Source organism: Luteibacter sp. 22Crub2.1 (assembly GCF_900167995.1).
GTDB lineage: Bacteria > Pseudomonadota > Gammaproteobacteria > Xanthomonadales > Rhodanobacteraceae > Luteibacter > Luteibacter mycovicinus.
This window is the reverse complement of the sequence record NZ_FUYT01000001.1, coordinates 48,943-69,042: the sequence shown is the minus strand read 5'-3', so window position 1 is coordinate 69,042 and position 20,100 is coordinate 48,943. Positions and strand designations below refer to the sequence as shown.

17 protein-coding genes are annotated in these 20,100 nt (G+C 64.7%); 9 read left to right on the top strand and 8 right to left on the bottom strand.

Features of this window, described 5'->3' with window-relative positions:
• The first annotated feature begins 35 nt into the window (after nucleotides 1-35).
• Both B5X73_RS00270 and B5X73_RS00265 read left to right on the top strand, forming a co-directional pair.
• The gene (locus B5X73_RS00270) at nucleotides 36-761 is read left to right on the top strand and encodes a response regulator transcription factor (RefSeq protein ID WP_139382601.1); all 726 of its coding nucleotides are present in this window, start codon (nucleotides 36-38) and stop codon (nucleotides 759-761) included.
• On the top strand, nucleotides 758-2,083 hold the full coding sequence (locus B5X73_RS00265) for an ATP-binding protein (protein WP_079519830.1): 1,326 nt from the start codon (nucleotides 758-760) through the stop codon (nucleotides 2,081-2,083). The genes B5X73_RS00270 and B5X73_RS00265 overlap by 4 nt, the downstream gene beginning before the upstream one ends.
• On the opposite strand, the gene B5X73_RS00260 is transcribed toward B5X73_RS00265, so the two are convergent.
• The 7 genes from B5X73_RS00260 to cyoA form a co-directional block, all read right to left on the bottom strand.
• Nucleotides 2,084-3,955 (bottom strand): beta-ketoacyl-[acyl-carrier-protein] synthase family protein, encoded by a 1,872-nt coding sequence (locus B5X73_RS00260; RefSeq protein WP_079519828.1) that lies wholly within the window; start codon nucleotides 3,953-3,955, stop codon nucleotides 2,084-2,086. It abuts the gene before it with no gap.
• 118 nt (nucleotides 3,956-4,073) lie between these two features.
• Nucleotides 4,074-5,864: a peptide-N4-asparagine amidase gene (locus tag B5X73_RS00255; protein ID WP_079519826.1), complete on the bottom strand. Its 1,791-nt coding sequence runs from the start codon at nucleotides 5,862-5,864 to the stop codon at nucleotides 4,074-4,076.
• Nucleotides 5,865-5,918: 54 nt separating this feature from the next.
• On the bottom strand, nucleotides 5,919-6,761 hold the full coding sequence (locus B5X73_RS00250) for a tetratricopeptide repeat protein (RefSeq protein WP_139382600.1): 843 nt from the start codon (nucleotides 6,759-6,761) through the stop codon (nucleotides 5,919-5,921).
• A gap of 214 nt (nucleotides 6,762-6,975) precedes the next feature.
• Entirely contained in the window at nucleotides 6,976-7,353 is a 378-nt protein-coding gene (gene cyoD / locus B5X73_RS00245; RefSeq protein WP_139382599.1) for a cytochrome o ubiquinol oxidase subunit IV, read from the bottom strand.
• A complete protein-coding gene (gene cyoC, locus B5X73_RS00240) occupies nucleotides 7,350-7,976 on the bottom strand; it encodes a cytochrome o ubiquinol oxidase subunit III (protein WP_217699724.1) in 627 nt (208 codons plus the stop codon). Before cyoC ends, cyoD begins: the two co-directional genes overlap by 4 nt.
• A gap of 19 nt (nucleotides 7,977-7,995) precedes the next feature.
• Nucleotides 7,996-9,996, bottom strand: a complete 2,001-nt coding sequence (cyoB, locus tag B5X73_RS00235; protein ID WP_079519820.1) for a cytochrome o ubiquinol oxidase subunit I — start codon at nucleotides 9,994-9,996, stop codon at nucleotides 7,996-7,998.
• Between the two features lie 83 nt (nucleotides 9,997-10,079).
• Nucleotides 10,080-11,096, bottom strand: a complete 1,017-nt coding sequence (gene cyoA, locus B5X73_RS00230; RefSeq protein ID WP_079519818.1) for a ubiquinol oxidase subunit II — start codon at nucleotides 11,094-11,096, stop codon at nucleotides 10,080-10,082.
• Nucleotides 11,097-11,666: 570 nt separating this feature from the next.
• Here cyoA and B5X73_RS00225 point away from each other — a divergent pair.
• The 3 genes from B5X73_RS00225 to B5X73_RS00215 all read left to right on the top strand — a co-directional run bounded on the left by B5X73_RS00225 (nucleotide 11,667) and on the right by B5X73_RS00215 (nucleotide 13,968).
• Nucleotides 11,667-13,229, top strand: coding sequence for an SDR family NAD(P)-dependent oxidoreductase (locus tag B5X73_RS00225; RefSeq protein ID WP_079519816.1), 1,563 nt, complete (start codon nucleotides 11,667-11,669; stop codon nucleotides 13,227-13,229).
• 200 nt (nucleotides 13,230-13,429) lie between these two features.
• On the top strand, nucleotides 13,430-13,702 hold the full coding sequence (locus B5X73_RS00220) for a type II toxin-antitoxin system Phd/YefM family antitoxin (RefSeq protein WP_036113164.1): 273 nt from the start codon (nucleotides 13,430-13,432) through the stop codon (nucleotides 13,700-13,702).
• Entirely contained in the window at nucleotides 13,702-13,968 is a 267-nt protein-coding gene (locus B5X73_RS00215) for a Txe/YoeB family addiction module toxin (protein ID WP_079519814.1), read from the top strand. Before B5X73_RS00220 ends, B5X73_RS00215 begins: the two co-directional genes overlap by 1 nt.
• 9 nt (nucleotides 13,969-13,977) lie before the next feature.
• On the opposite strand, the gene B5X73_RS00210 is transcribed toward B5X73_RS00215, so the two are convergent.
• Nucleotides 13,978-14,664, bottom strand: coding sequence for a membrane protein YczE (locus B5X73_RS00210; protein WP_079519812.1), 687 nt, complete (start codon nucleotides 14,662-14,664; stop codon nucleotides 13,978-13,980).
• A 113-nt stretch (nucleotides 14,665-14,777) separates the two neighbouring features.
• Between B5X73_RS00210 and B5X73_RS00205 the strand changes: the two genes are divergently transcribed.
• From B5X73_RS00205 to B5X73_RS00190, 4 genes are read left to right on the top strand one after another with little or no spacing between them, the layout of a single operon-like run.
• Nucleotides 14,778-16,358 carry a MoxR family ATPase gene (locus tag B5X73_RS00205; RefSeq protein ID WP_036113170.1) on the top strand — a complete coding sequence of 527 codons (1,581 nt, stop codon included), beginning with the start codon at nucleotides 14,778-14,780 and terminating at the stop codon, nucleotides 16,356-16,358.
• Between the two features lies 1 nt (nucleotide 16,359).
• Nucleotides 16,360-17,349, top strand: coding sequence for a hypothetical protein (locus tag B5X73_RS00200; RefSeq protein WP_079519810.1), 990 nt, complete (start codon nucleotides 16,360-16,362; stop codon nucleotides 17,347-17,349).
• Nucleotides 17,346-19,145, top strand: coding sequence for a VWA domain-containing protein (locus B5X73_RS00195; RefSeq protein ID WP_079519808.1), 1,800 nt, complete (start codon nucleotides 17,346-17,348; stop codon nucleotides 19,143-19,145). Before B5X73_RS00200 ends, B5X73_RS00195 begins: the two co-directional genes overlap by 4 nt.
• The gene (locus B5X73_RS00190) at nucleotides 19,142-20,098 is read left to right on the top strand and encodes a radical SAM protein (RefSeq protein WP_079519806.1); all 957 of its coding nucleotides are present in this window, start codon (nucleotides 19,142-19,144) and stop codon (nucleotides 20,096-20,098) included. Before B5X73_RS00195 ends, B5X73_RS00190 begins: the two co-directional genes overlap by 4 nt.
• Nucleotides 20,099-20,100: the final 2 nt, after the last annotated feature.

The following is a 20,100-nucleotide window of genomic DNA, read 5'->3' as shown; positions in this document are numbered from 1 at the left end:
GCAGAATATCGACGAACCGCAAAAGGCAGGGCGCGTTGGCCACTCCGCACATTCTCCTGGTCGAGGACGACCCCGGTATTCGCCAGCCGCTGGCGGACTTCCTGCGAGGGAAGGGGTTCGTCGTCTCCGAAGCCGACAGCGCGGAAGCGGCGGAGCCCCTGCTGGCACGCGGCGATGTCGAGGTGATGCTGCTCGACGTCATGCTGCCCGGGGAGGACGGGCTGTCGTTCTGCCGGCGCATGCAGGCCAGGGGTTCGCCGCGGATCATCATGCTTACCGCGCTGGGTGAGTCCACCGACAAGGTGGTCGGTCTCGAGCTGGGCGCGGACGATTACATGACCAAGCCGGTGGATCTGCGTGAACTGGTCGCGCGAATCCGTGCCGTGCTGCGTCGACCCATGGCGGCCGATGCTCCCACGGTCGCCGCAAGCGGCGCGGATGGCCTGGTGCTGCGCTTCCAGGGCTTTACCTTCTTCCCGGCAAAACGCTTTCTGCGCAGCGACGCGGGCGTGCGCATTCCGCTGACAGGTACGGAGACGGATCTGTTGCTCGCGCTGTGTCAGCATCCGCGCGAGGTGCTCTCGCGTGACGAGCTCATCGGCCTGACCCGTGGCCAGGGCTTTCCGATCTCCGCGCGCTCGGTGGATCTGCTCATCAGTCGGCTGCGTCGCAAGCTGGCCGGAACCGATCCGCTCGACGATCCCATTCGGACCATGCGTTCGGATGGTTATGCATTTCAGCGCGATGTGACCGCCGGATGATCGGCCGCTTCTTCCGCAGTACCGTCGGCCAGATTCTGATGATCACGGCCAGTTCGTCGACGGTGACTTTCCTCTTTTCCCTCGCCCTGTTTTCGTGGCTTTACCCGAACGCGCCACCGCGTCCACCATGGCCGTGGTCGGTCGCCTTTCGTATCGAAAGTCTGGTGGACGGTTTGCGTGGCGTCCCGGAGCGCGATCGCGCCGCGTTGCTGGCCGGCGTGCGCTGGCCGCTTACCGAGGCCAGACTGGCGACGGCGGCATCGGTGTGCGATGCGCTATCCAAAGACACGCGTGAGCTGGAAGCGGTACTCCAGGACGACCTTGCCGCGACGAGCGGGAAAGTCACCGTGCGCGAATGCAGCGATGCGCCGCTCGAGACCCGTGTGCAGATCCTTGTCGGCCTGGGCGAGCAGACGCTTGCGGTGCGGACGCATGCCGTCAACGGCACCCGTCGACGGCTGACCTTCCCGTTGGTCGGGGCACTTGTCTTTCTGGGTGTCGCGGTCGTTCTCATGTCCGCATGGGCGGTATGGCTGGTCATACGTCCGCTGCGGCGGCTGTCCGACCAGGTCACGACGTTCGGTGAACAGATGTCGTTCGTGCCACTGGCGGAAGAAGGTCCGCTCGAGATCCGGCGTGCCGCGCACGCGTTCAACCTGATGCAGGAGCGCGTAACGCGCTCGATCCAGGACCGCACCCGCATGTTGGCCGCGATAAGTCACGACATGCGATCGCCGTTGACCCGCATGCGTCTCCAGCTGGACACGGCGGAACCGACACAGATGGTGCAGAAGCTGTCGCGCGAGACCATCCTGATGCAGGACATGGTGACCTCCGCACTCGGCTATCTCGGCAACCGGAGTTCGTCGGAAGCCTTCGAGCCGCTCGATCTTGCGGCACTGTTGCAGACGATCTGCGACGAGTACGCGGATGCCGGTGTCGAGATCCACTACACCGGGCCGGATGCCCTGACGGTCGTGTGCAAACCGAATGCGATCCAGCGGGCGGTCGGCAACCTGCTCGAGAACGCGATCGCGTTCGGCTCGCGCATCGATGTGATCGCCACATCCGCCGGCGACCAGGTGGCGGTGACGATTGGGGACGACGGCCCCGGCATCCCGGCTCATCAGCTGGCCGAAGTGATCGAGCCCTTCGTCCGGCTGGACCCGTCCCGTAACGCGCGACCGGGCAGTCTGGGCCTTGGCCTGTCGATCGTCAGCGACATCGTGCAGGAGCACGGCGGCCGCCTGACGCTGTCGAATCGCGTGGAAGGGGGGCTGCTCGCGCTGATCGAACTGCCCCTCGTCGCATCCGCCCCGTGATCAGTCCAGGCCGATCCAGCGGTGCGTCTCGGCCATGTTGAGGGCGAGCCTGGGGCTACGGCGGGCGACGCGCTCACGCTTCTCGCGGTCGGCGCGGATCGTCGGCCACGCGGCGAGATACGCCTCGAGTACCGCCGGATCGCCTTCGTATTTCGCGATCGTCGCCGGTGTCGCGGAGCGCAGGGCCACCGCGCCGTTGTAGCCGCCGAAACCCTGCGTGGCGCAGATGGCGCCGCCGTCAGCGTTGCCGTCGGACGGGTCGGCCTGCAAATGGAAGTGCGCCGCGACATCGGCCAGATCGGGGTCCAGACGGCGCAGTGTCGGGACGCCGGGCGCCTTGCGCCCGAGTACGAACTGCAATGCCTGGGACAGCGCCTTCAGGCCGGTCTCGCCCATCGAGTGACCGTCGCCGACGGCCTTCGGCGTGCCCACGAAGAGCCTGGGCAGTTCACCTTCGACACCCTGACGCTGCGCCGCGCCGCGTAGACCGGCCAGTGCGGTGCCGAGGTCGGTCTTGGAGTTGGTACGCGTGCCCGTCGCGTGCGCCGCGAGGTACTGGAAGTCGTGCACGCCGTAACCATGGCCGGCATGGGCCATGTCGAGCGCCTGTACCAGCGCGTTCTCACCGCCGAAGCCGACACCGGCGAAATGCGCCTTGCCACCGGCTTCCGCACTCTGGCCCCAGCCGACGATGATGGACGTAATATCCAGCTGGTTGACGAGGGCGAATTCCAGGGTCGTCACCAGCAGGCCCGAGCCTCCGTGGCCGACCACGGTGCCGTCGGCATCGATGTCGAAAGGCGCGAGCGAATCGTGCACGCTGCGAACGTTGCCGTCGTCGTGCGCGGCGTTCTTGGCGGCCAGCTTGTCGCCGGTCATCAGCGCACCGCCGCCGAACGCCTCGAGGATGCCGAAGCGTGGCTGCAGCGCGGCGTCGGCCGCGGTAAGGAGCACCATCTGCGGCTTCTGGAAACCGGGGTAGTCGAACAGCAGTTGCGGCGCGATGTCCGCCAGCGCGACCAGACTCGACGCGCAGGCGCCCACGGCGGTCATCGGCGCCTGCGGAACGCGCATGAAGCCGACATCGTCGGAGCGCAGCGACTCGCGCAGTTCCGGGTTCTTCAGAACGCGGCTGATGCTGTACGACGGCGACAGCATGGTCGAGACGAGGGCAGGGCCGTGCGAACCCAGCGAGTGCGCCAGCCGGACCGCGAAGGTGTCCTTCGGAAAGCCGCCTTCGGGCAGCGGCGCATCCGGCCGCAGCCATTGGCCCAGCGCTTCGTTACCGCCGAATGCCGTCGCTGACGCCACACGGAAGCCGAACGGGTTGGGGACCAGTTCGGACAGCGGACGCGGCAGGCCGGCCAGCGCGCCGAGCGCGCCGTAGGCGAACAGCTGGGCCTGCAACGACGGGCTGAGCAACGGATCATCCTGGAAAAGACCGTGCATGTCCTTGAGCTTCGACGCGCGGATATCCTCGTATCGCAGACCGGCGAGGCGACGCAGTCCGACGGTCTCCAGATCGTGCGGCAACGGTGCGGCGATGTCGGTTACCACGCGCGGCGCCAGTTCGCGCACGTTGGGCACATGGCGGATGCCGCTGTTGGCGCGGAGACTGTCGCCGTGCAGGCGCTTCAGTTCGTCCAGCGTGACGGGTTCACCTGCGTGTTCGCCGCCGGCCCAACGCATGCCGTCCGCTGCGCTGGCCGATTCCGGATCGATCTCCACCAGACCCGCGTCGAACGCGGCCAGCGGAAGGAATTCTTCCGACCGGGCGACGAGGGCCTGATAGGTTTCCGTCGAACCGACGGCCGACAAGGTGCAGGCCGTGCCGACGGTGACGAGGACTTGATTCGTTTTCAGGATAGCCATGCCCGGACGGGTACCGATACAGATGAATTCCCCATTATAGATCCGAAGACGCCACCCGTATCGACACATCCCTGTGATAGGGAGCCGCAATGACGGCGGGCTCCCACCACAGCCTGGTTCAGAAGAGACCCGGGTCTTCCGTCCGTGACGTATCCGGCGATCCATCCGGGTGTGTGAACCACAGCACCTGGTTACGCCCCTTCGCGCAATCGCCGCCATCCGTCGCCGCGGTCAGTACGCCTGTCGCGGTCGCGATATCCCTTCCGTAGCAACTGCCAAGGTTGTCCTTGAAGCGGAACACCTGCGTGCTGCGCTGGCCGGTGTGGCTGGTCACCGCACCGTCCGTGAAGACCAGCGTGTCCGCGGTATCGATGCTGTTGTCCACGTCGCTGCGATAGAGAACGAGGCTGCCCAGCTTCTTCGTGAACTGCCTCGAATAGCCCTGCGTGACAGCGCTCGGCGCCGTCGCGACGTTGCCGGCCGCGTCGAACGTGTAACGGAAACTGGCGACCAGTGGATAATCGAAATGCGCCTCGCTGGTGACGGTAACGCCGAACGGACCCTGCCGTGTCTTCGTCGTGCTGTCGACCGTCGACAGCTGATCGATGCGCTGGTCATACCGCGATGGGTCGATGGCGAAGGTCTGGGTGTTGCGGAAGGCCACCGTCTGCGTCACATCGGTGGTGACCCTGCCGTGAGACGTATCGACATAGCCCGCGGTGCGGAAGCGACGCGACGCCTGGGTGGCCACCGAGCCCGCGACGACTCCGGCGTTGTCGGTCAGCCGGTTGTCGACCGCGGCGACAGCTGGCTGACCCTGCAACGTATTGGCCGTGACGCTGCCCGTGAGAACCTTGCGACCGCGATCGAGATAGACAAAAAGGTTGCCCGTCACCGCGAAATAGCCATTGGCTCCCGTGACGCCGATCGCCACCGCATGCGCCTTGCCGTCATTGAGCAACGCGGCGAACGGTGTAAGGTCCACGCGATAGGGCAGGAAATTCAGTGTCTGCACGCCTGGCGTGGGCCGCCACATGTACGGATCGATGCCACCGGTGAAGATCCACGGATACACCGGCGCGACGCCTGCCGCGGTTCCGTCGATCGATACCTGCACCTCGCGGTACGAACCGCCGCCGCAGCTCTGAGCCTCCTCAGCCAGCGCATCGGGCACACAGGAGTACCAGAACTCGTCACCACCCTGGCCCTGGGCGAAGACGTCCAGGTAGGCGCGCTCGACGTTCGTCGGCAAGGTCAGCGTGCGTGATAGCACGTCCGCGCCGGTGTTCAGGGTGACCGGACCGCCCGCCGTGCCGTCCGATAGTGGAAATACCGCATCCGGGGCATCGACCTTCGGCGCCAGTACGTTCGCGGGATAGAAGACCAGCCGCGCCGAGCCACTGATCACACCGGTATAGGTTCCGTCGACGACGTTGCCCAGGATCGCCTGACCCGTCTGCACATTGCCGAGCAGACTTGCGAAGTCGCTGACATCGCGTTCGATGTGCCAGCTCGGCGAGACGGCGGCTGAAGGTTCCTGCGTGGTACCGAAATAGAGGTTCGCACCGCCGAGCCACAAGGACGCGGTGCGGTCGAACTGCCTTCCGGCGGTGACGGAGAAATCCGCTTCCAGCACGACCTTCGACCACGACTTGCCGCAGCCCACCGGTGGCGTATACGTATAAGGGTGGTTGGAGAAGTCGGTAAAGCTGAAACCCTCGAACAGCTGGACCGTGCACGCCTTGCCCGGTGGCCTCGGTACCGCTGGGTCGGCTACCGCGACGTTAGCGGAACCGACATTGAAACCCGGCGCCGTCGCTGCGAATGCAGCGGGCGCCGGGCTTACCATCATGCAACCGAACAACCCCACCCACAGGCCCTTGCGGCCCGCCCCGACGATGACAGCCATGCGCCCGTTCTCCCGCGACAAACTGCCCCCTGCGCGGGAAACGTAGCATAGGTTTTACCACTGGTTATCGTCGAAGCTCCCGCTGTCGCCCGAATCGCCCTGATCCCACGAGCTGTCGTTGTTGCCCATGTCGATCGGATCGTCGCGCAGGTCGTCATACGCCTGACCGGACGGAGAGGCGTCCTGCTGCGGCGGTGGATTGGCGAAGCCCGCCTCGCGCGAGGTCTCACCCGAGCCGTGGCTACGGAACGCCTCGTCGAGCAGGGCGCCCGCGGCCAGACCACCCAGACCCGCGGCCACCGCGGCACCGGCGCCCGACGAGGGAGCCTGCGGCGGGTAACCGTAGTTCGGCCCATAACCCGGGCCCGGGCCACCGTTCATGGGCGAACCATAAGGCGCGCCGGCGAAAGGCGGCGCAACATCACGGCGGCGGCGAGACCACAGGAAGGCGATGAGCGCGATAACTCCTGCGCCGATCAGAAGTCCAGACCATGGAAAGGACGCCTCCTTCGGAGGTGCCACCGCCGGGGCACCGCCGTAAGCCGCCTGGCGGGCAGCCGGGCGACTGGCCGACGGCGGCGCCATGGCCTGGTTGAGTTTGCTCTGGAACTGCTGGAACCGGGCGGGATCGGTGAAACGGGTCGCCGGATCCAGCGTGGCGGCCTTGTTGGCTTCCGCCCGGGCCTCACCGATATTGCCTTCGTGCGCAAGCACTTCCGCCAGCACGTAGTGCGCCTTGGCGCTCTGCGGGTGTTCCGAAACGGCCTCACGCAACGCCGTCTCGGCGGCGGGGAAGTCGCCACGGGCGATCATCGCCTGGACGTCCTTCGGCGAATCGCCGGCGCTGGCGGCCGCGGCGACAAACATCAGGCTAAGGGCAAGCAACGTCTTTTTCATGTGGGTGTCCGAAGCGCGGGATGGCGGTTTGAGTCGCCGCACGACGGAAAGTTCGTGCGAGGCGTCCTGTTCCGGATGTGCGGACGCCACGCTCGAAGATCAATCGCGGCGACGTGCGGCGAAGTGTAGCCACGCCCCGAAGCAACTTCTTGCGAACGACATCCCTCCGTTCATCTCGACGATCGCTCCCGGTCCGCCCCGGCCCGACGGACACTCAGTGCATCGCGCCCATGCCGCCCGGCGCTGTGGGCATCGGCATCATGTTGACGTCCAGGTGATACATCACCCAGATCGAACCGACGATCGTCAGAACGACGATGATGGCCGTGAAGAGGGTCGCCATCAGCGTCCATCCGCCCTCGCTCTTCGTGTCCACATGCAGGAAATAAACGACATGGACGACGATCTGAACCATGGCGAAGGCGAAGATCGTCAGGGCCGTGGCGCTGCCGCTGTGCAATCCTCCGCTCATCACCAGCCAGAAAGGAATCGCGGTGAGCAGAACGGCAAGGGCGGAGCCGGTGATGAAACGTTGCTTGTTGCCGTGGCTGTGGCCGGGATCGGCGGGATGGGAGGCGGCGGAAGTGGTCACCGGATGACTCCATACAGGTAGACGAAGGTGAAGACGCCGATCCAGACGATGTCGAGGAAGTGCCAGAACATCGACAGGCAGACGATGCGGCGGCGGTTCTCGACGTGGAGGCCTCGCTGACCGATCTGGATCAGCATGGTCACCAGCCAGATCAGACCGAATGCGACATGGGCGCCGTGGGTTCCGACCAGCGTGAAGAAGATCGAGAGGAAGGCACTGCGCTGGGGTGTGGCGCCCTGGGCGACGAGTTCGGCGAACTCGTGCATCTCGACGCACAGGAAGCCGAGGCCCAGCAGGCCGGTGATGACGAGCCAGAACATCGTCCGCTTCACGCGATCCGACTCCATCGCCATCATCGCGATGCCGAAGGTGATGGACGACGCCAGCAGCAAGCCGGTATTGAGAGCGACCAGCGACAGGTCGAACAGCTGCTTCGGGCCGGGGCCGCCGGCATAGTTGCGGCCGAGCACGCCGAACACCGCGAACAGCGAGGCGAAGATGAGCGCATCGCTCATCAGATAGATCCAGAATCCGATCAGGGTGGCACCGCCACCGTGTGCGTGATCTTCCGTGGCGACGAACCAGGTGCGGGTGGCTACGGGACCGTCGTGGCGGCTCGGCATGGCTACGTTGCTGCTCATATCAGGCTCCCGTGGCCAGTGAACGCGTGCGCGCGTCTTCCGTCATGGCGATCTCGTGCCCGGGAATGAAGTAGTCGCGGCGATAGTTGAAAGTGTGCAGGATCGAGACCAGCACGATGCCGACGAAGCTGATCGCGGCAAGCCACCAGATGTACCAGACCATGCCGAAGCCGAGGGTCAGGCTCAATGCGGCCACATAGATGCCGACACCCGTGTTGCGCGGCATATGCACCGGATTGAAGCCTGTGGTCGGGCGGACATAACCGTTTTCCTTCATGTCGTGCCAGGCGTCGAGGTCGTGCACGACCGGCTGGAAGGCGAAGTTATAGGCCGGCGGCGGCGACGAGGTCGACCACTCGAGCGTGCGGGCGTTCCATGGATCGCCGGTGACGTCGGCCAGTGCCTTGCGCTTCACGATTCCCATGACGATGCTCATGACGAAGCCGAGGATGCCGATCAGGATGATGACCGCACCGATGGCCGCGACGACGAAGTAGGGGCGCAGCGACACATCGTCCAGGTGATGCACGCGACGCGGCACGCCCATCAGGCCGACGATGTAGATCGGCGTCCAGGCCACCCAGTAACCGACCACCCAGCCCCAGAAGGCGACCTTGCCCCAGAACTCGTCCATCCGGAAACCGAAGGCCTTGGGGAACCAGTACGTCATGCCGGCGAAGAGGCCGAACACCACGCCGCCGATGATCGTGTTGTGGAAGTGGGCGACGAGGAACAGCGAGTTGTGCAGCACGAAGTCCGCCGGCGGCACGGCCAGCAGCACGCCGGTCATGCCACCGACCACGAAGGTCAGCATGAACGCGACCACCCACATCATCGGCAGCTCGAAGCGGATCTCGCCGCGATACATGGTGAACAGCCAGTTGAACACCTTGGCGCCGGTCGGGATGGCGATGATCATCGTCGCGATACCGAAGAACGAGTTCACCGACGCGCCGGAGCCCATGGTGAAGAAGTGATGCAGCCAGACAAGGTACGAAAGCAGAGTGATGACCACGGTGGCGTAGACCATCGAGGAGTAGCCGAACAGCCGCTTGCCGGTGAACGTGGAGGTGATCTCGGAGTAGATGCCGAAAGCGGGCAGGATCAGGACGTACACCTCCGGGTGACCCCAGATCCAGACCATGTTCCAGTACATCATCGGGCTGCCGCCCAGCTCGTTCGTGAAGAACTGCGTGCCGGCATAGCGATCCAGGATCAGCAGGAAGAACGCCGCGGTGAGTGCCGGGAAGATCGCGATCGCCAGGATGTTGCTGCACAGCGCGGTCCAGGTGAACACCGGCATCTTCATCAGGGTCATGCCGGGGGCACGCATCTTGATGATGGTCGCCACCATGTTGATCGCGGACAGCGTCGTACCGACACCCGCTATCTCAAGGGACCACAGGTAGTAGTCGACACCGGAGTCGGGGCTGTACTGCAGCTCGGCCAGCGGGGCATACGACAACCAGCCGGTGCGCGCGAACTCGCCCACGAAGAGCGAGATCATCGTCAGCACCGCGCCGGCAGCGGTCAGCCAGAAGCTGAGGTTGTTGAGATACGGAAACGCCACGTCGCGCGCGCCGATCTGCAGAGGCATCACGAAGTTGATGATGCCTACCACCAGCGGGATCGCCACGAAGAAGATCATGATCGTGCCGTGCGCGGTGAAGATCTGGTCGTAGTGACTGGCAGGCAGGTAGCCCTGGTTGGCGCCAAAGGCGACCGCCTGCTGGGCGCGCATCATCAGCGCGTCGGAAAACCCGCGCAACAGCATGATGATGCCGAGGATGACGTACATGATGCCGATCTTCTTGTGATCGACGCTGGTGAGCCACTCACGCCAGAGCCAGCCCCATCGGCCGAGCCAGGTGAGCGCGGCGACGACGACGAGGCCCAGCACCGCGACACCGATGAAGGTACCGATCAGGATGGGCTCGTGGAGTGGAAGGGAATCGAGCGATAACCGCCCGAGTGGTGCCTTGAGAAAGCCTTGGTCTAGCATGGTCGGCCCGGGGTTCAGGCCCGCGGCCCACACGAGGCGGCCGGGGCGGAGAGGAAGAAGAGGGTGTCGGCGCGAGGGTTCGCTCAGGGGCTGCCGTGTGGCATGGCGTCGTGGGACATGTCGTCATGCATCGACGCATCGCTGGCGGCGGCCCTGGGTGCCTGGTAGCGACCCTGATCGGCGGCGCGGTCCAACGCCATGACATCGGCGATGCAGGGCGTGCCCGGCTTGACGCAGCGGTTGACCGCCCGGTTGAAGATGTCGGCCTCGACGGCGGCGAAGTGCATCACCGGCACCTTTTCGCTGGGCTCGTCGAGCGTTAGGTAACGTTCGGTCGACAGAGACTCGCCGGAGGACCTGACCTTGCTCACCCAGGCGTCGAAGCCCGCCTGATCCACCCCGTGCAGCATGAAACGCATGTCCGAGTAGCCTGCGCCGGTGTAATTGCCGGAGTAGCCCCAGGTGTCGCCCGGTTCATTGAGCACCGCGTGCAGCATCGACTTCATGCCCGGCATGGCGTAGATCATGCCGGCCATCGTGGGCGCGTAGAACGTGTTCATCTGGCTGGTCGCGGTGATCGAGAAGCGCACCGGCACATCCACGGGCAGCTCGAGTTCGTTCACCGTCGCGATGCCCTGCTCGGGGTAGATGAACAGCCACTTCCAGTCCATGGCCACGACCTGGATATCCAGCGGCTTCATGTCTTTGGGAAGGGGCTTGGTCGCCGAGATCCGGTCCAGCGGACGGAAGGGATCGAGCAGGTGCGTGCTCGTCCAGGTGATGACGCCAAGGCAGGCGATGATGAGGAGCGGGATGGTCCAGACGACCAGTTCGACCCGGGTCGAGTGCGTGAAGTGGGGGTCGTATGCCTTGGGATTGCGACCTTTGCGGTAGCGCAGCGCGAAGATGACCGTGAGTGCCATGACCGGCAGGATCACCAGAAGCATCATGCCCGTGGCGACAAGGATGAGGTTGCGTTCCTGTATGGCTATGTCGCCGGTGGGGTCCATCACCACCATTTTGCAGCCGCTCAGAAGGATGAGCGGCACCGCGACTAGTGCACTACGGGCCCAGTGGGCTAAGGGGGTTCTCGGGGTCATGGCGGAACGATAGGGCGGCAATTGCCGATCGATCCTGACCTGGGTCAATTTTGGCTGCGATGCCCGGTTGCGTGTCGACAGCGACCGCGAAGCGATTCAGCAGGACCGCTGGGTGATGGAAGGTAACTATTCCTCGTGTATGCCATCGCGCTTCGCGCGTGCCACGGGGGTGATTCTTCTCGATGTGTCGACGGTGAGAAGCCTTGGGCGGTACCTTCGACGAACATGGTTCGAACGTGACCGTGTCGGTGGCCTGGAAGGTATACGCGAGCGGGTCTCCTGGGCGATGCTTCGCTACATCGCTTTCTCGAGTGCTTCCAAACGCAGAAACTACGCGGTGCTCGTTGCGGGACTTGCGCTGCCGCGCGTGGTTGCTTCTTCAAGTCGAGCTATTGACGAGCTCTACAGTGCATGGAGCCTGACGCGCAGGGCGGAGCAGGGGATTCTCACGGCAGAATTCCCACAACAGGACCGGAAACCGTCAAAATAGGCGCCCCGCCGCCTGCGATGCCTCCTGAAGCACGCCACCTCGCGCGGATTTATTCGTTACGGAACAAGATCTTGACCACTATGACACCCTCGGCCGGTGAGGCCGACAGCGCGCTGCTGGAGCGTTTGCGCGCCGCCGCGCAACTGCTTGAGTCGATTGCCGCCGACCGTCTGCTGCTGGAAGGACTCCCCGCCGACGATCGTCAGCGCCTGTTGCAGGCTGTGGCGCAGGTCTATCATCCCGACCCCGCCGAGCGCCGGGTCCGGCTGAAGGCGGCCCAGAAAGCCCGGCACGCGTCGAAGATCCAGGCCGAGGATGCGGTGCTCAACAATACGGGCATCCGCGCGCTGCGCCGGAAGCCGGTGTTCACGACGCCGAACGTCTTCGCGCCCGAGGGCTTCGAGGCCAATGACATCCCACCCGATGTCGATGCCGCGCAGCCGCGCGAGTCGATCGAGCCGAAACATTGCTACGTCTGCAAGAAGAAGTACTCGTCGATCCATTTCTTTTACGATCAGCTTTGCCCGGATTGCGCCGCCTTCAATTACACCAAGCGCACCGAGCTGGTCGACCTCCGCGGTCGCGTCGCGTTGCTGACCGGTGGCCGTGTCAAAATCGGCTATCAGGCGGGCCTCAAGCTGCTGCGCGCCGGTGCGGAGCTGATCGTGACTACGCGTTTCCCACGCGATTCGGCGGCTCGCTATGCCGAAGAGCCGGACTTTGCCGAGTGGGGTCATCGCCTGCAGGTATATGGCCTCGACCTGCGCCACACGCCCAGCGTGGAAGCTTTCTGCCAGGAACTCGTCGCGACGCGCCCACGGCTGGACTTCATCATCAATAACGCGTGCCAGACCGTGCGTCGCCCGCCGGACTTCTATGCGCACATGATGGACGGCGAGCGCGCCGCCCTGCACGACACGCCCGAGCACGTACGCAAGCTGGTCGGTCATTACGAAGGCCTGCGCGGCACCCACATCCTGCCTGAGGCCGGTGTGGCGGCGAATGCGCTGGCGGATCGGAACGGCGGCCTCTCCGGGCTGACCCGCGCCGCCGAGCTATCCCAGCTTCCGCTGCTGCCCGAAGAGCTGCTGGCCCAGAGCCATCTGTTCCCGGAAGGCAGACTCGACCAGGACCTGCAGCAGATCGATCTGCGCGAGCGCAATTCGTGGCGGTTGCTGATGGCCGAGGTCTCGTCGGTGGAGTTGCTGGAGGTGCAGCTGGTCAACGCCATCGCGCCCTTCATCATCAACGCTCGCCTCAAGCCGCTGATGATGCGCACGCCGGAACGCGATAAGCACATCGTCAACGTGTCGGCGATGGAGGGGCAGTTCTACCGGAACTTCAAGACCACCCGCCATCCGCATACGAATATGGCGAAGGCCGCGCTCAACATGATGACGCGCACCTCGGCGACCGATTACCACAACGACGGTATTCACATGAATAGCGTGGATACCGGCTGGGTGACGGATGAGGATCCGGCGGGTCTCGCGGCGAAGAAGGTACTGGAAGAGCGGTTCCATCCGCCACTGGATATCGTCGATGGTGCCGCGCGGATCGTCGATCCGATCATCAGCGGGATCAACACGGGCGAGCATGTGTGGGGGCAGTTCCTGAAGGACTACCGCCCGACCGACTGGTGACCTGCGGCCAGCCGGGTTCAATTCAGCTCAAAAACGGATCGTAATTCATTGATAATAAGCACGATTCAACCCTGCGATTCAGACTCCAGAAGCTTGCTACGTCTGGGGTTATCGTCTAGACTTAACATGTGCAAGGTCCTGTACAAGTCTTTGTTGGGGCCGAAGACAAATAGAAAGGTTTAGAAGGACAGGAGAACCCAATGCGCGTGGTCAGTTTTTCGGACGCCCGTAACAACCTCAAGGACGTATTGGACACCGTAGCAAGCGACTGCTCTATTACGGTCATTCATCGTCGTGACCATGAGGACGCCGTAGTCATGTCTCTCGCTGACTACAACTCGATGGCAGACACCATTCACTTGCTTAGTAACAAAGCAAACCGCGATCACCTTGCCAAATCAATCGCCCAGTTCAAGGCGGGCAGGTCGAAAAAACGAGAGCTGATTGAAGAGGATCACCAGGAGACCGCCTGATGGCGCGAAGTGTCAAGTTCACGGATGAAGCCTGGAAGGATTACCAGGACTGGGCTGAAGACAAGAAGACTCTGAAAAAGATTAATTCGCTTATCAAGGATGCGCAGAGAACGCCCAATGAAGGACTGGGTAACCCACATGAGTTGAGCGGCGACCTTGCAGGCTTCTGGTCCAGGTCGATCAACAAGAAGGATCGTCTCGTATACGCCTTCGACGACCTTTGCATCAATGTCGTCAGCTGTAAGTTCCATTACGGCGACCACTGACTCGGCGAATCAGATCGCGTCGTCCACTGGTGGCATCTCCTCGGTTCCCTTGACCGGCAAGGGCACCAGTGCCCACGGCAACATCGCCTGCGTCAGCGGACCGATGCACAGCGCGAACAGCACGGTCCCGATACCGAACAGGCCGACGCCGCCCAGCAGCAGGCCGGCGAACAGTACGGTGACCTCGAGTCCGGTACGGACCAGTCGAAGCGACAGCCCGGTCACACGATGCAGACCTGTCATCAGGCCATCGCGCGGGCCACGCCCCAGCTGGGCGCCGATGTACAACGCGGAACCCAGCCCGCACAGGAAAATTCCGCCGACCGTGAGGGCGAAGCGCGCCCACAATGCGTCTGGCGACCTGAGCAGATCCAGCGCGATGCCCGCCACCGTTCCAATCGTCACCGAATTGGCGAGCGTGCCCAGGCCAGGTATTTCGCGTAGCGGGATCCAGAACAGCAACACGACGAATGACACACCCACGACGACCCAGCCGAAGCTCACCGGAAGATGCTGGGTAATGCCGATGTGGAGTGCATCCCACGGGGCCTGGCCGAGGTTGCCGCGAATCATCATGGCCGTCGACAGACCGTACAGCGACAGCCCGACCATCAGCTGCACGAGGCGTCGAACGAGTTTCCCGGCGCGTAGCTGTTCCACGGGGCCTTGCTGGTTGAGCGGGGCGATGGTCTTCATGCGTTCATCGTGCCCGTGATTGGCATCGCTGGAAATAGCCGCTTCCGCGCACCGGCGATGCGGCCGTCGCAGACAATGGGTTATGATCGCGACCTTGACGACCGGAGGATCGCGTGTCGCCGTTCAACTTATTCCAAAGGGTTTCGCGGGCACCGACCAACCCCCGCGCGGAGCAGGCGCCACGGGCGTTCGACGTGGCCGAGTTGTACGAGGGACCGGTGCAACTCACGACGGATACTGCGGAGTCGGCGGTCCGCCTCGATGAAAAGCTGCGCCAGGCATATTTCTGGATCGTCAACAACGCGATCATCAGCCCGCACTACGATATCGAATACCACGACGGCCCCTCGGCATCGTTTCCGGTGGGCGACACCCGGCGCCCCTTGGTCCTTCCATCGGCTCAGAGCTATTCGAGCTATGTACTGCTGCCGCTGCTGACGTTCGCCACCCGGCGAAAATGCCTCTTCATCGGAGGGCCGGGACGCGGAAAGACCGCCAGCGCCATCCTCATGGGCGTTCTGGCGGGCTACCCGGTGCGCGAGGTCCGCCGGGCCATGCAGCACGGGCATCCGCAGATGACCATCGCCGACCTGCTGGGCAATCCGCTGCCGGCCGACCTGGTTGCCGCGCAGGACATGGGCGACATCCGCATCGCATGGCGAAAGTGGCTCTCGATGCGCGTGAAGATCATCGATGAGTACAACCGCATTCCCACCCGCACCCAGAGTGCCCTGCTCACGGTCATGGGGGACAACTACGCGGAGGTGCTCAACCACGTCTACGAGTGCCCGGACTCGGCCTGGTACCTCACGGCCAATGACGATCGCGGCGGCGGTACGTACCAGGTCATCGAGGCGCTGCGCGATCGTATCGACGTGGTCGTCCAGGCACTGGCGTTCAATCCGCGCTTTCTCGACGAGATGCTCTTGCGCATCGAGGAGAACATCCACCCCGAGGAAGTGATGCCGCGCGACATCATCTTCACCGAGGCGGAAGCGGACCGCATGGTGGAAGAGATTCGCGGGATCGACGTTCCGCACGACGTGCGTCGGCGCATCGAATTCTTCTGCAGCCAGTTCGAGCTGATGGAAGGCGCGGGCGCGCAGTTCGAGTACCTGACCAAGGACACGGTTCGCCTGGCCGGCATCGACTGGGCCCAGGTGGTGGCCGCGGACAGTGGACGCGACCGGCTGAAGGATCTCGGCTGCCAGACGCTCAACGGTCTGTCCGTGCGGAACCTCATGACGATCCTGGTGTTCGCCAAGGCACTGGCCTATTTCAGGGGGCAGACGGTTGTGGCCCTGGACGACGTGCGACAGGTGTTGCCGTTCGTGCTCAACGACAAACTGCAGCCCGATCCGGATGCGCCATTCTTCGCGCTGCCCGAGAACGCGGCCTACCGGACCGACCGTGTGAGCTGGCTGCGCTGGCTGCTGGACGCCTCCAACGCCGAGTACGATCGCCTCGATCTCGATCGCAACGATCCGGTGGGGGACTTGTCCGCGGAGTTTGCCAGGGGACTCGACGGCCTGAGCGAGCGCGATACGCGCTCACGCATCGTACGTATCGAACGGCTCGTGGAAGAGCGCGTCAAGGGGCGCAAACTCTACGGCCACCTCTATGACGACTTGTTGAAGCTGAAGTACCTGCATCAGCGATACACCAATTACCTGCACTGGCAGCAGGCGCGCTGAGGTGGTCTCGGCTCTTCTGGCCAACGTGCTGGCCGCGCGCCGCCCGTTGCTCAATCAACGGGTCGCCGAGGCCCGGCACCGGACACCGGGGATGGACCTTTCGGCCTTCCGCGCGTTCGTTTCGGACACGCTCGATCCCATGTGCGTCGACCTGGGCAGCGTCGATGAGCAGGCGACGGTAGCCATCATCGAGGCTGCCTTCGGCATCGGCCTGGACCTGGTGGCACAGGGTCTGGCCGGACCCGGCGCGAGGCAGCCGTGGATCGACCGCGCCTGGCGGGAGCTCGCCTTGCCGATGCGACACCTGCTGACGACGGCACCGGCGGACACACTCGGTACGGTGAGCAATGCGGTGGTGCGACTCGGCGGCGTGCCGGGTATCGACGTCGGCCGATGGATTTCGGACCTGGCCACGCTCGCGCCGCGCTGCGCGACGCTGGAGGCACTGCGCACGGTCGGTGCCCTTTGCGCCTGGCGAGCCGGCATGGCACACCTGCGGGTTGCGGCGCTGGATCAGGCCGGCCGCATCGATCCGTCGCTCGCGGCGGCAGCCGTGGGCGCGCCCGATCAGGCCTGGACCGACCTCGAACCGCGTTTGCGCGCCGATCGATGGTGGCACCCGGAACACGGCGTGGCCTCTCAGGGACGAACGGTGGGCGGGTTTACGGGTTTTGGCGGACCGTTCGCCGAGCCGCCGGTCGCACGCGCCACCGCTGACGGCTTCGTCGTGCAAAGTGGTGAGCGCTGGTTTCTCGTGGTATGCGACGCCTTCGGTGCTGTGGTTCTTCCGGCGACCGCGGCGGAGTTCACGCAGGCGGACGTTGGGTCCGTGAAAACGCTTCCGATCACGCCACGCGGGGTCAACGTCACGGGGCGCGACGTAGCGGTGCGGATACCCGGCGAAAGCGCCTCGGCGGCGCTGGGCCGGCACAGCGCCGCCTTGTTCTCGCCGTTGACGCATTATCTCCACGTGCTGCCGGTGTCCGCGTGAGCGCCCCCTTGCCGGCCGACGATCCGCTGGCCGTCTGGCGAGCGGCGTGGCCCCGGGCGCTGGCTGTCTGGAGTCGCTTCACCCGGCTGCAGGACCCACGTCTCTGTGGCACGCGTGCCGAGGCGTCGAAGGAAGGCCTGCAAGGCAGCTTCGCCATGATCCGGCTGGTCGATCAGCGCGTGGTGATCGATCTGGAAGAAGTCTCCCGGCTGAGCCTTCACGACTACGCTCTCGAAATTCTCGCCCATGAAATTGGGCACCATGTGTTGTCTCCGGCCACGGCGACCGACCACGCGCGCCTCCTGGCCCGCATCCGGCGCGCACTGCCGACGCTCGAAGCGCAGGCGCCGATGGTGGCCAATCTCTATGCCGACCTGCTCATCAACGACCGCTTGCAGCGGCAGGAAGGGCTGCGCATGGCGGATATCTACCGACGCCTCGCGGCGAGCGACACGGAAGGAGGGCGGTCGTCCGTATGGATGCTGTACATGGGCATCTATGAACAGCTCTGGCAGCTGAGCGCGGGCTCGCTCGGCGGTCCGGTCGACGACGATGCCATGAAAGGCGACGCGTGGCTCGGCGCGCGCGTGGTACGTAACTACGCCGGTGACTGGCTCGACGGGTCCACGCGATTCGCCGCCCTGCTGCTGCCGTACCTCGTCGAATCCACGAGCGATACACGGATCGAAGCACTGATGGACACACGGCATGCCGGCCTCGGCAGCCAGCCGTCCGGCCTGGATCGTCTGGACAGCGACGAACTCGCGCCCGTCATGCATCCGGCACTGGATCCGCGCGTGACGGGAGACGCGCCTCCGGCATTGGGGCCTCCGCACGAAGGCCAGGCCGCTACGGTGTCGACCGCGGCCGAACATGCCGGTGACGGTGCGCAAGCACGCGAGCCGTTCGAGTATGGTGAGATATTGCGTGCGGCGGGCCTCCAGCTCACCGACCACGACATCGCGGTGCGATATTACCGGGAACGTGCGTTGCCTCACCTGATCCGCTTCCCGGTGCGGCCACAGCCCGAGTCGATGGAGCCGCAGCCCGAGGGTCTCGAGCCCTGGGATCTCGGCGATCCGTTCGACACGATCGACTGGATGCAGACCGTGATGCAATCGCCCCGGGTCATCCCGGGGCTCACCACGGTACAGCGGACCTACGGACTCGCTCCCGGACGCGAACAAGGCAGTGAGCCTGTCGACCTGGACCTGTACGTCGACAGTTCCGGTTCGATGCCCAATCCTCAGACGCATACCTCGTACCTTGCGCTCGCCGGTGCCGTCATCGCGCTATCCGCGCTGCGAGCGGGGTCGCGCGTGCAGGTTACCCTGTGGAGCGGCACGCAACAGGAGATGCATACCGAGGGATTCGTCCGCTCGGAGGACGCGATCCTTCGCGTGCTCACCGGTTTTTTCGGCGGCGCCACCGCCTTTCCGATCCACCGGCTTCGTGGCACCTACGAAACGCGTACCCCACGCGATCGCGCCGTGCACATACTCCACTTGTCCGACGATGGCATCACCACGATGTTCGCCAACGACGAGCGGGGCAACAGCGGTTGGCACATCGCGGCCCACGCGCTCAGCGCAGCCCGCGCCGGCGGAACCATGGCACTGAATCTCTACAGTCCGCTACCCGACCATGTCGCCGACAAGGCCGCCACGGGCTGGACGGCCGACCTGCTGCGGGCGCGATCGGAAGGCTGGAGCATTCATGTGGTACGCGACATGGCGCAGTTGCTGACCTTCGCGCGCGACTTCAGCCAGCGCCACTACGGACGGATGGGCGCATGATCGTGCTCTGGCGGGTGACCACCCTTTGCAACCTTGCCTGCGGCTTCTGCGCCTACGACCGGCGCGTTTCCGTCCCCCGGATCCACGTCGATGCCGCCGAGGTGGAACGCCTGGCTTCGCTTCTTGGCCAGTGGGGGGCGATCAGCGGGGAGGACGTCTTGCTGAGCTGGCTCGGCGGTGAGCCATTGCTCTGGCCGGGTGTCCTGGATCTATCGCGACGCCTGCGCGAAGCACACGGTATTCGTGTGAGCGTCACCACCAACGGTACGACACTGGGGCGCGAGGACGCTGCGCGGGCGCTGGCGGCGGCATTCGACGAAATCACGGTCAGCGTGGACGCCCTCGAGGGCGATCACGAACGCTTACGTGGATGGCCCGGCGGCTGGCTGAAGCTGGCGGACGGTATTCGCCGCTTGCGGGACGCGAACGGCTCACCGCGGCTCCGCGCGAACGTCGTGTTGATGCGTGACAACCTGGCTTCGTTTCCGGCGCTCTGTGAGCGACTGGCGGACTGGGGTATCGATGAAATCACCTTCAATCAGCTTGGCGGACGCGACCGGCCGGAGTTCTTTCCTCACCATTCGCTCGGCGTCGACGATGTCACGACCCTGCGGCATCGGCTGCCGGAGCTGGTGCAGCGCATGAGCGAGCGTGGTGTGCGGCTGTGCGCGAGCGACGCCTACCTCGATCGCTTCGCGGCGACGGCGTCGGGGCGCGCGGTGCCGGTGACGGATTGCGAGTCACTTCGCCCCACGTTGTTCATCGACGAGCACGGCCGCATCGCTCCCTGCAGTTTCACGCTCGACACGTACGGTATTCCCACGCGCGATGTGCTCACCGTGGACGACGTGAGCCACCTCCGCGCACGCCTCGCCACGGGACGGCGGGCTCGCGCCGCCGCGGTATGCGCGGATTGCCCGTCCACCCAGGTGTTCGCCAAGTTCGGTACATGAGT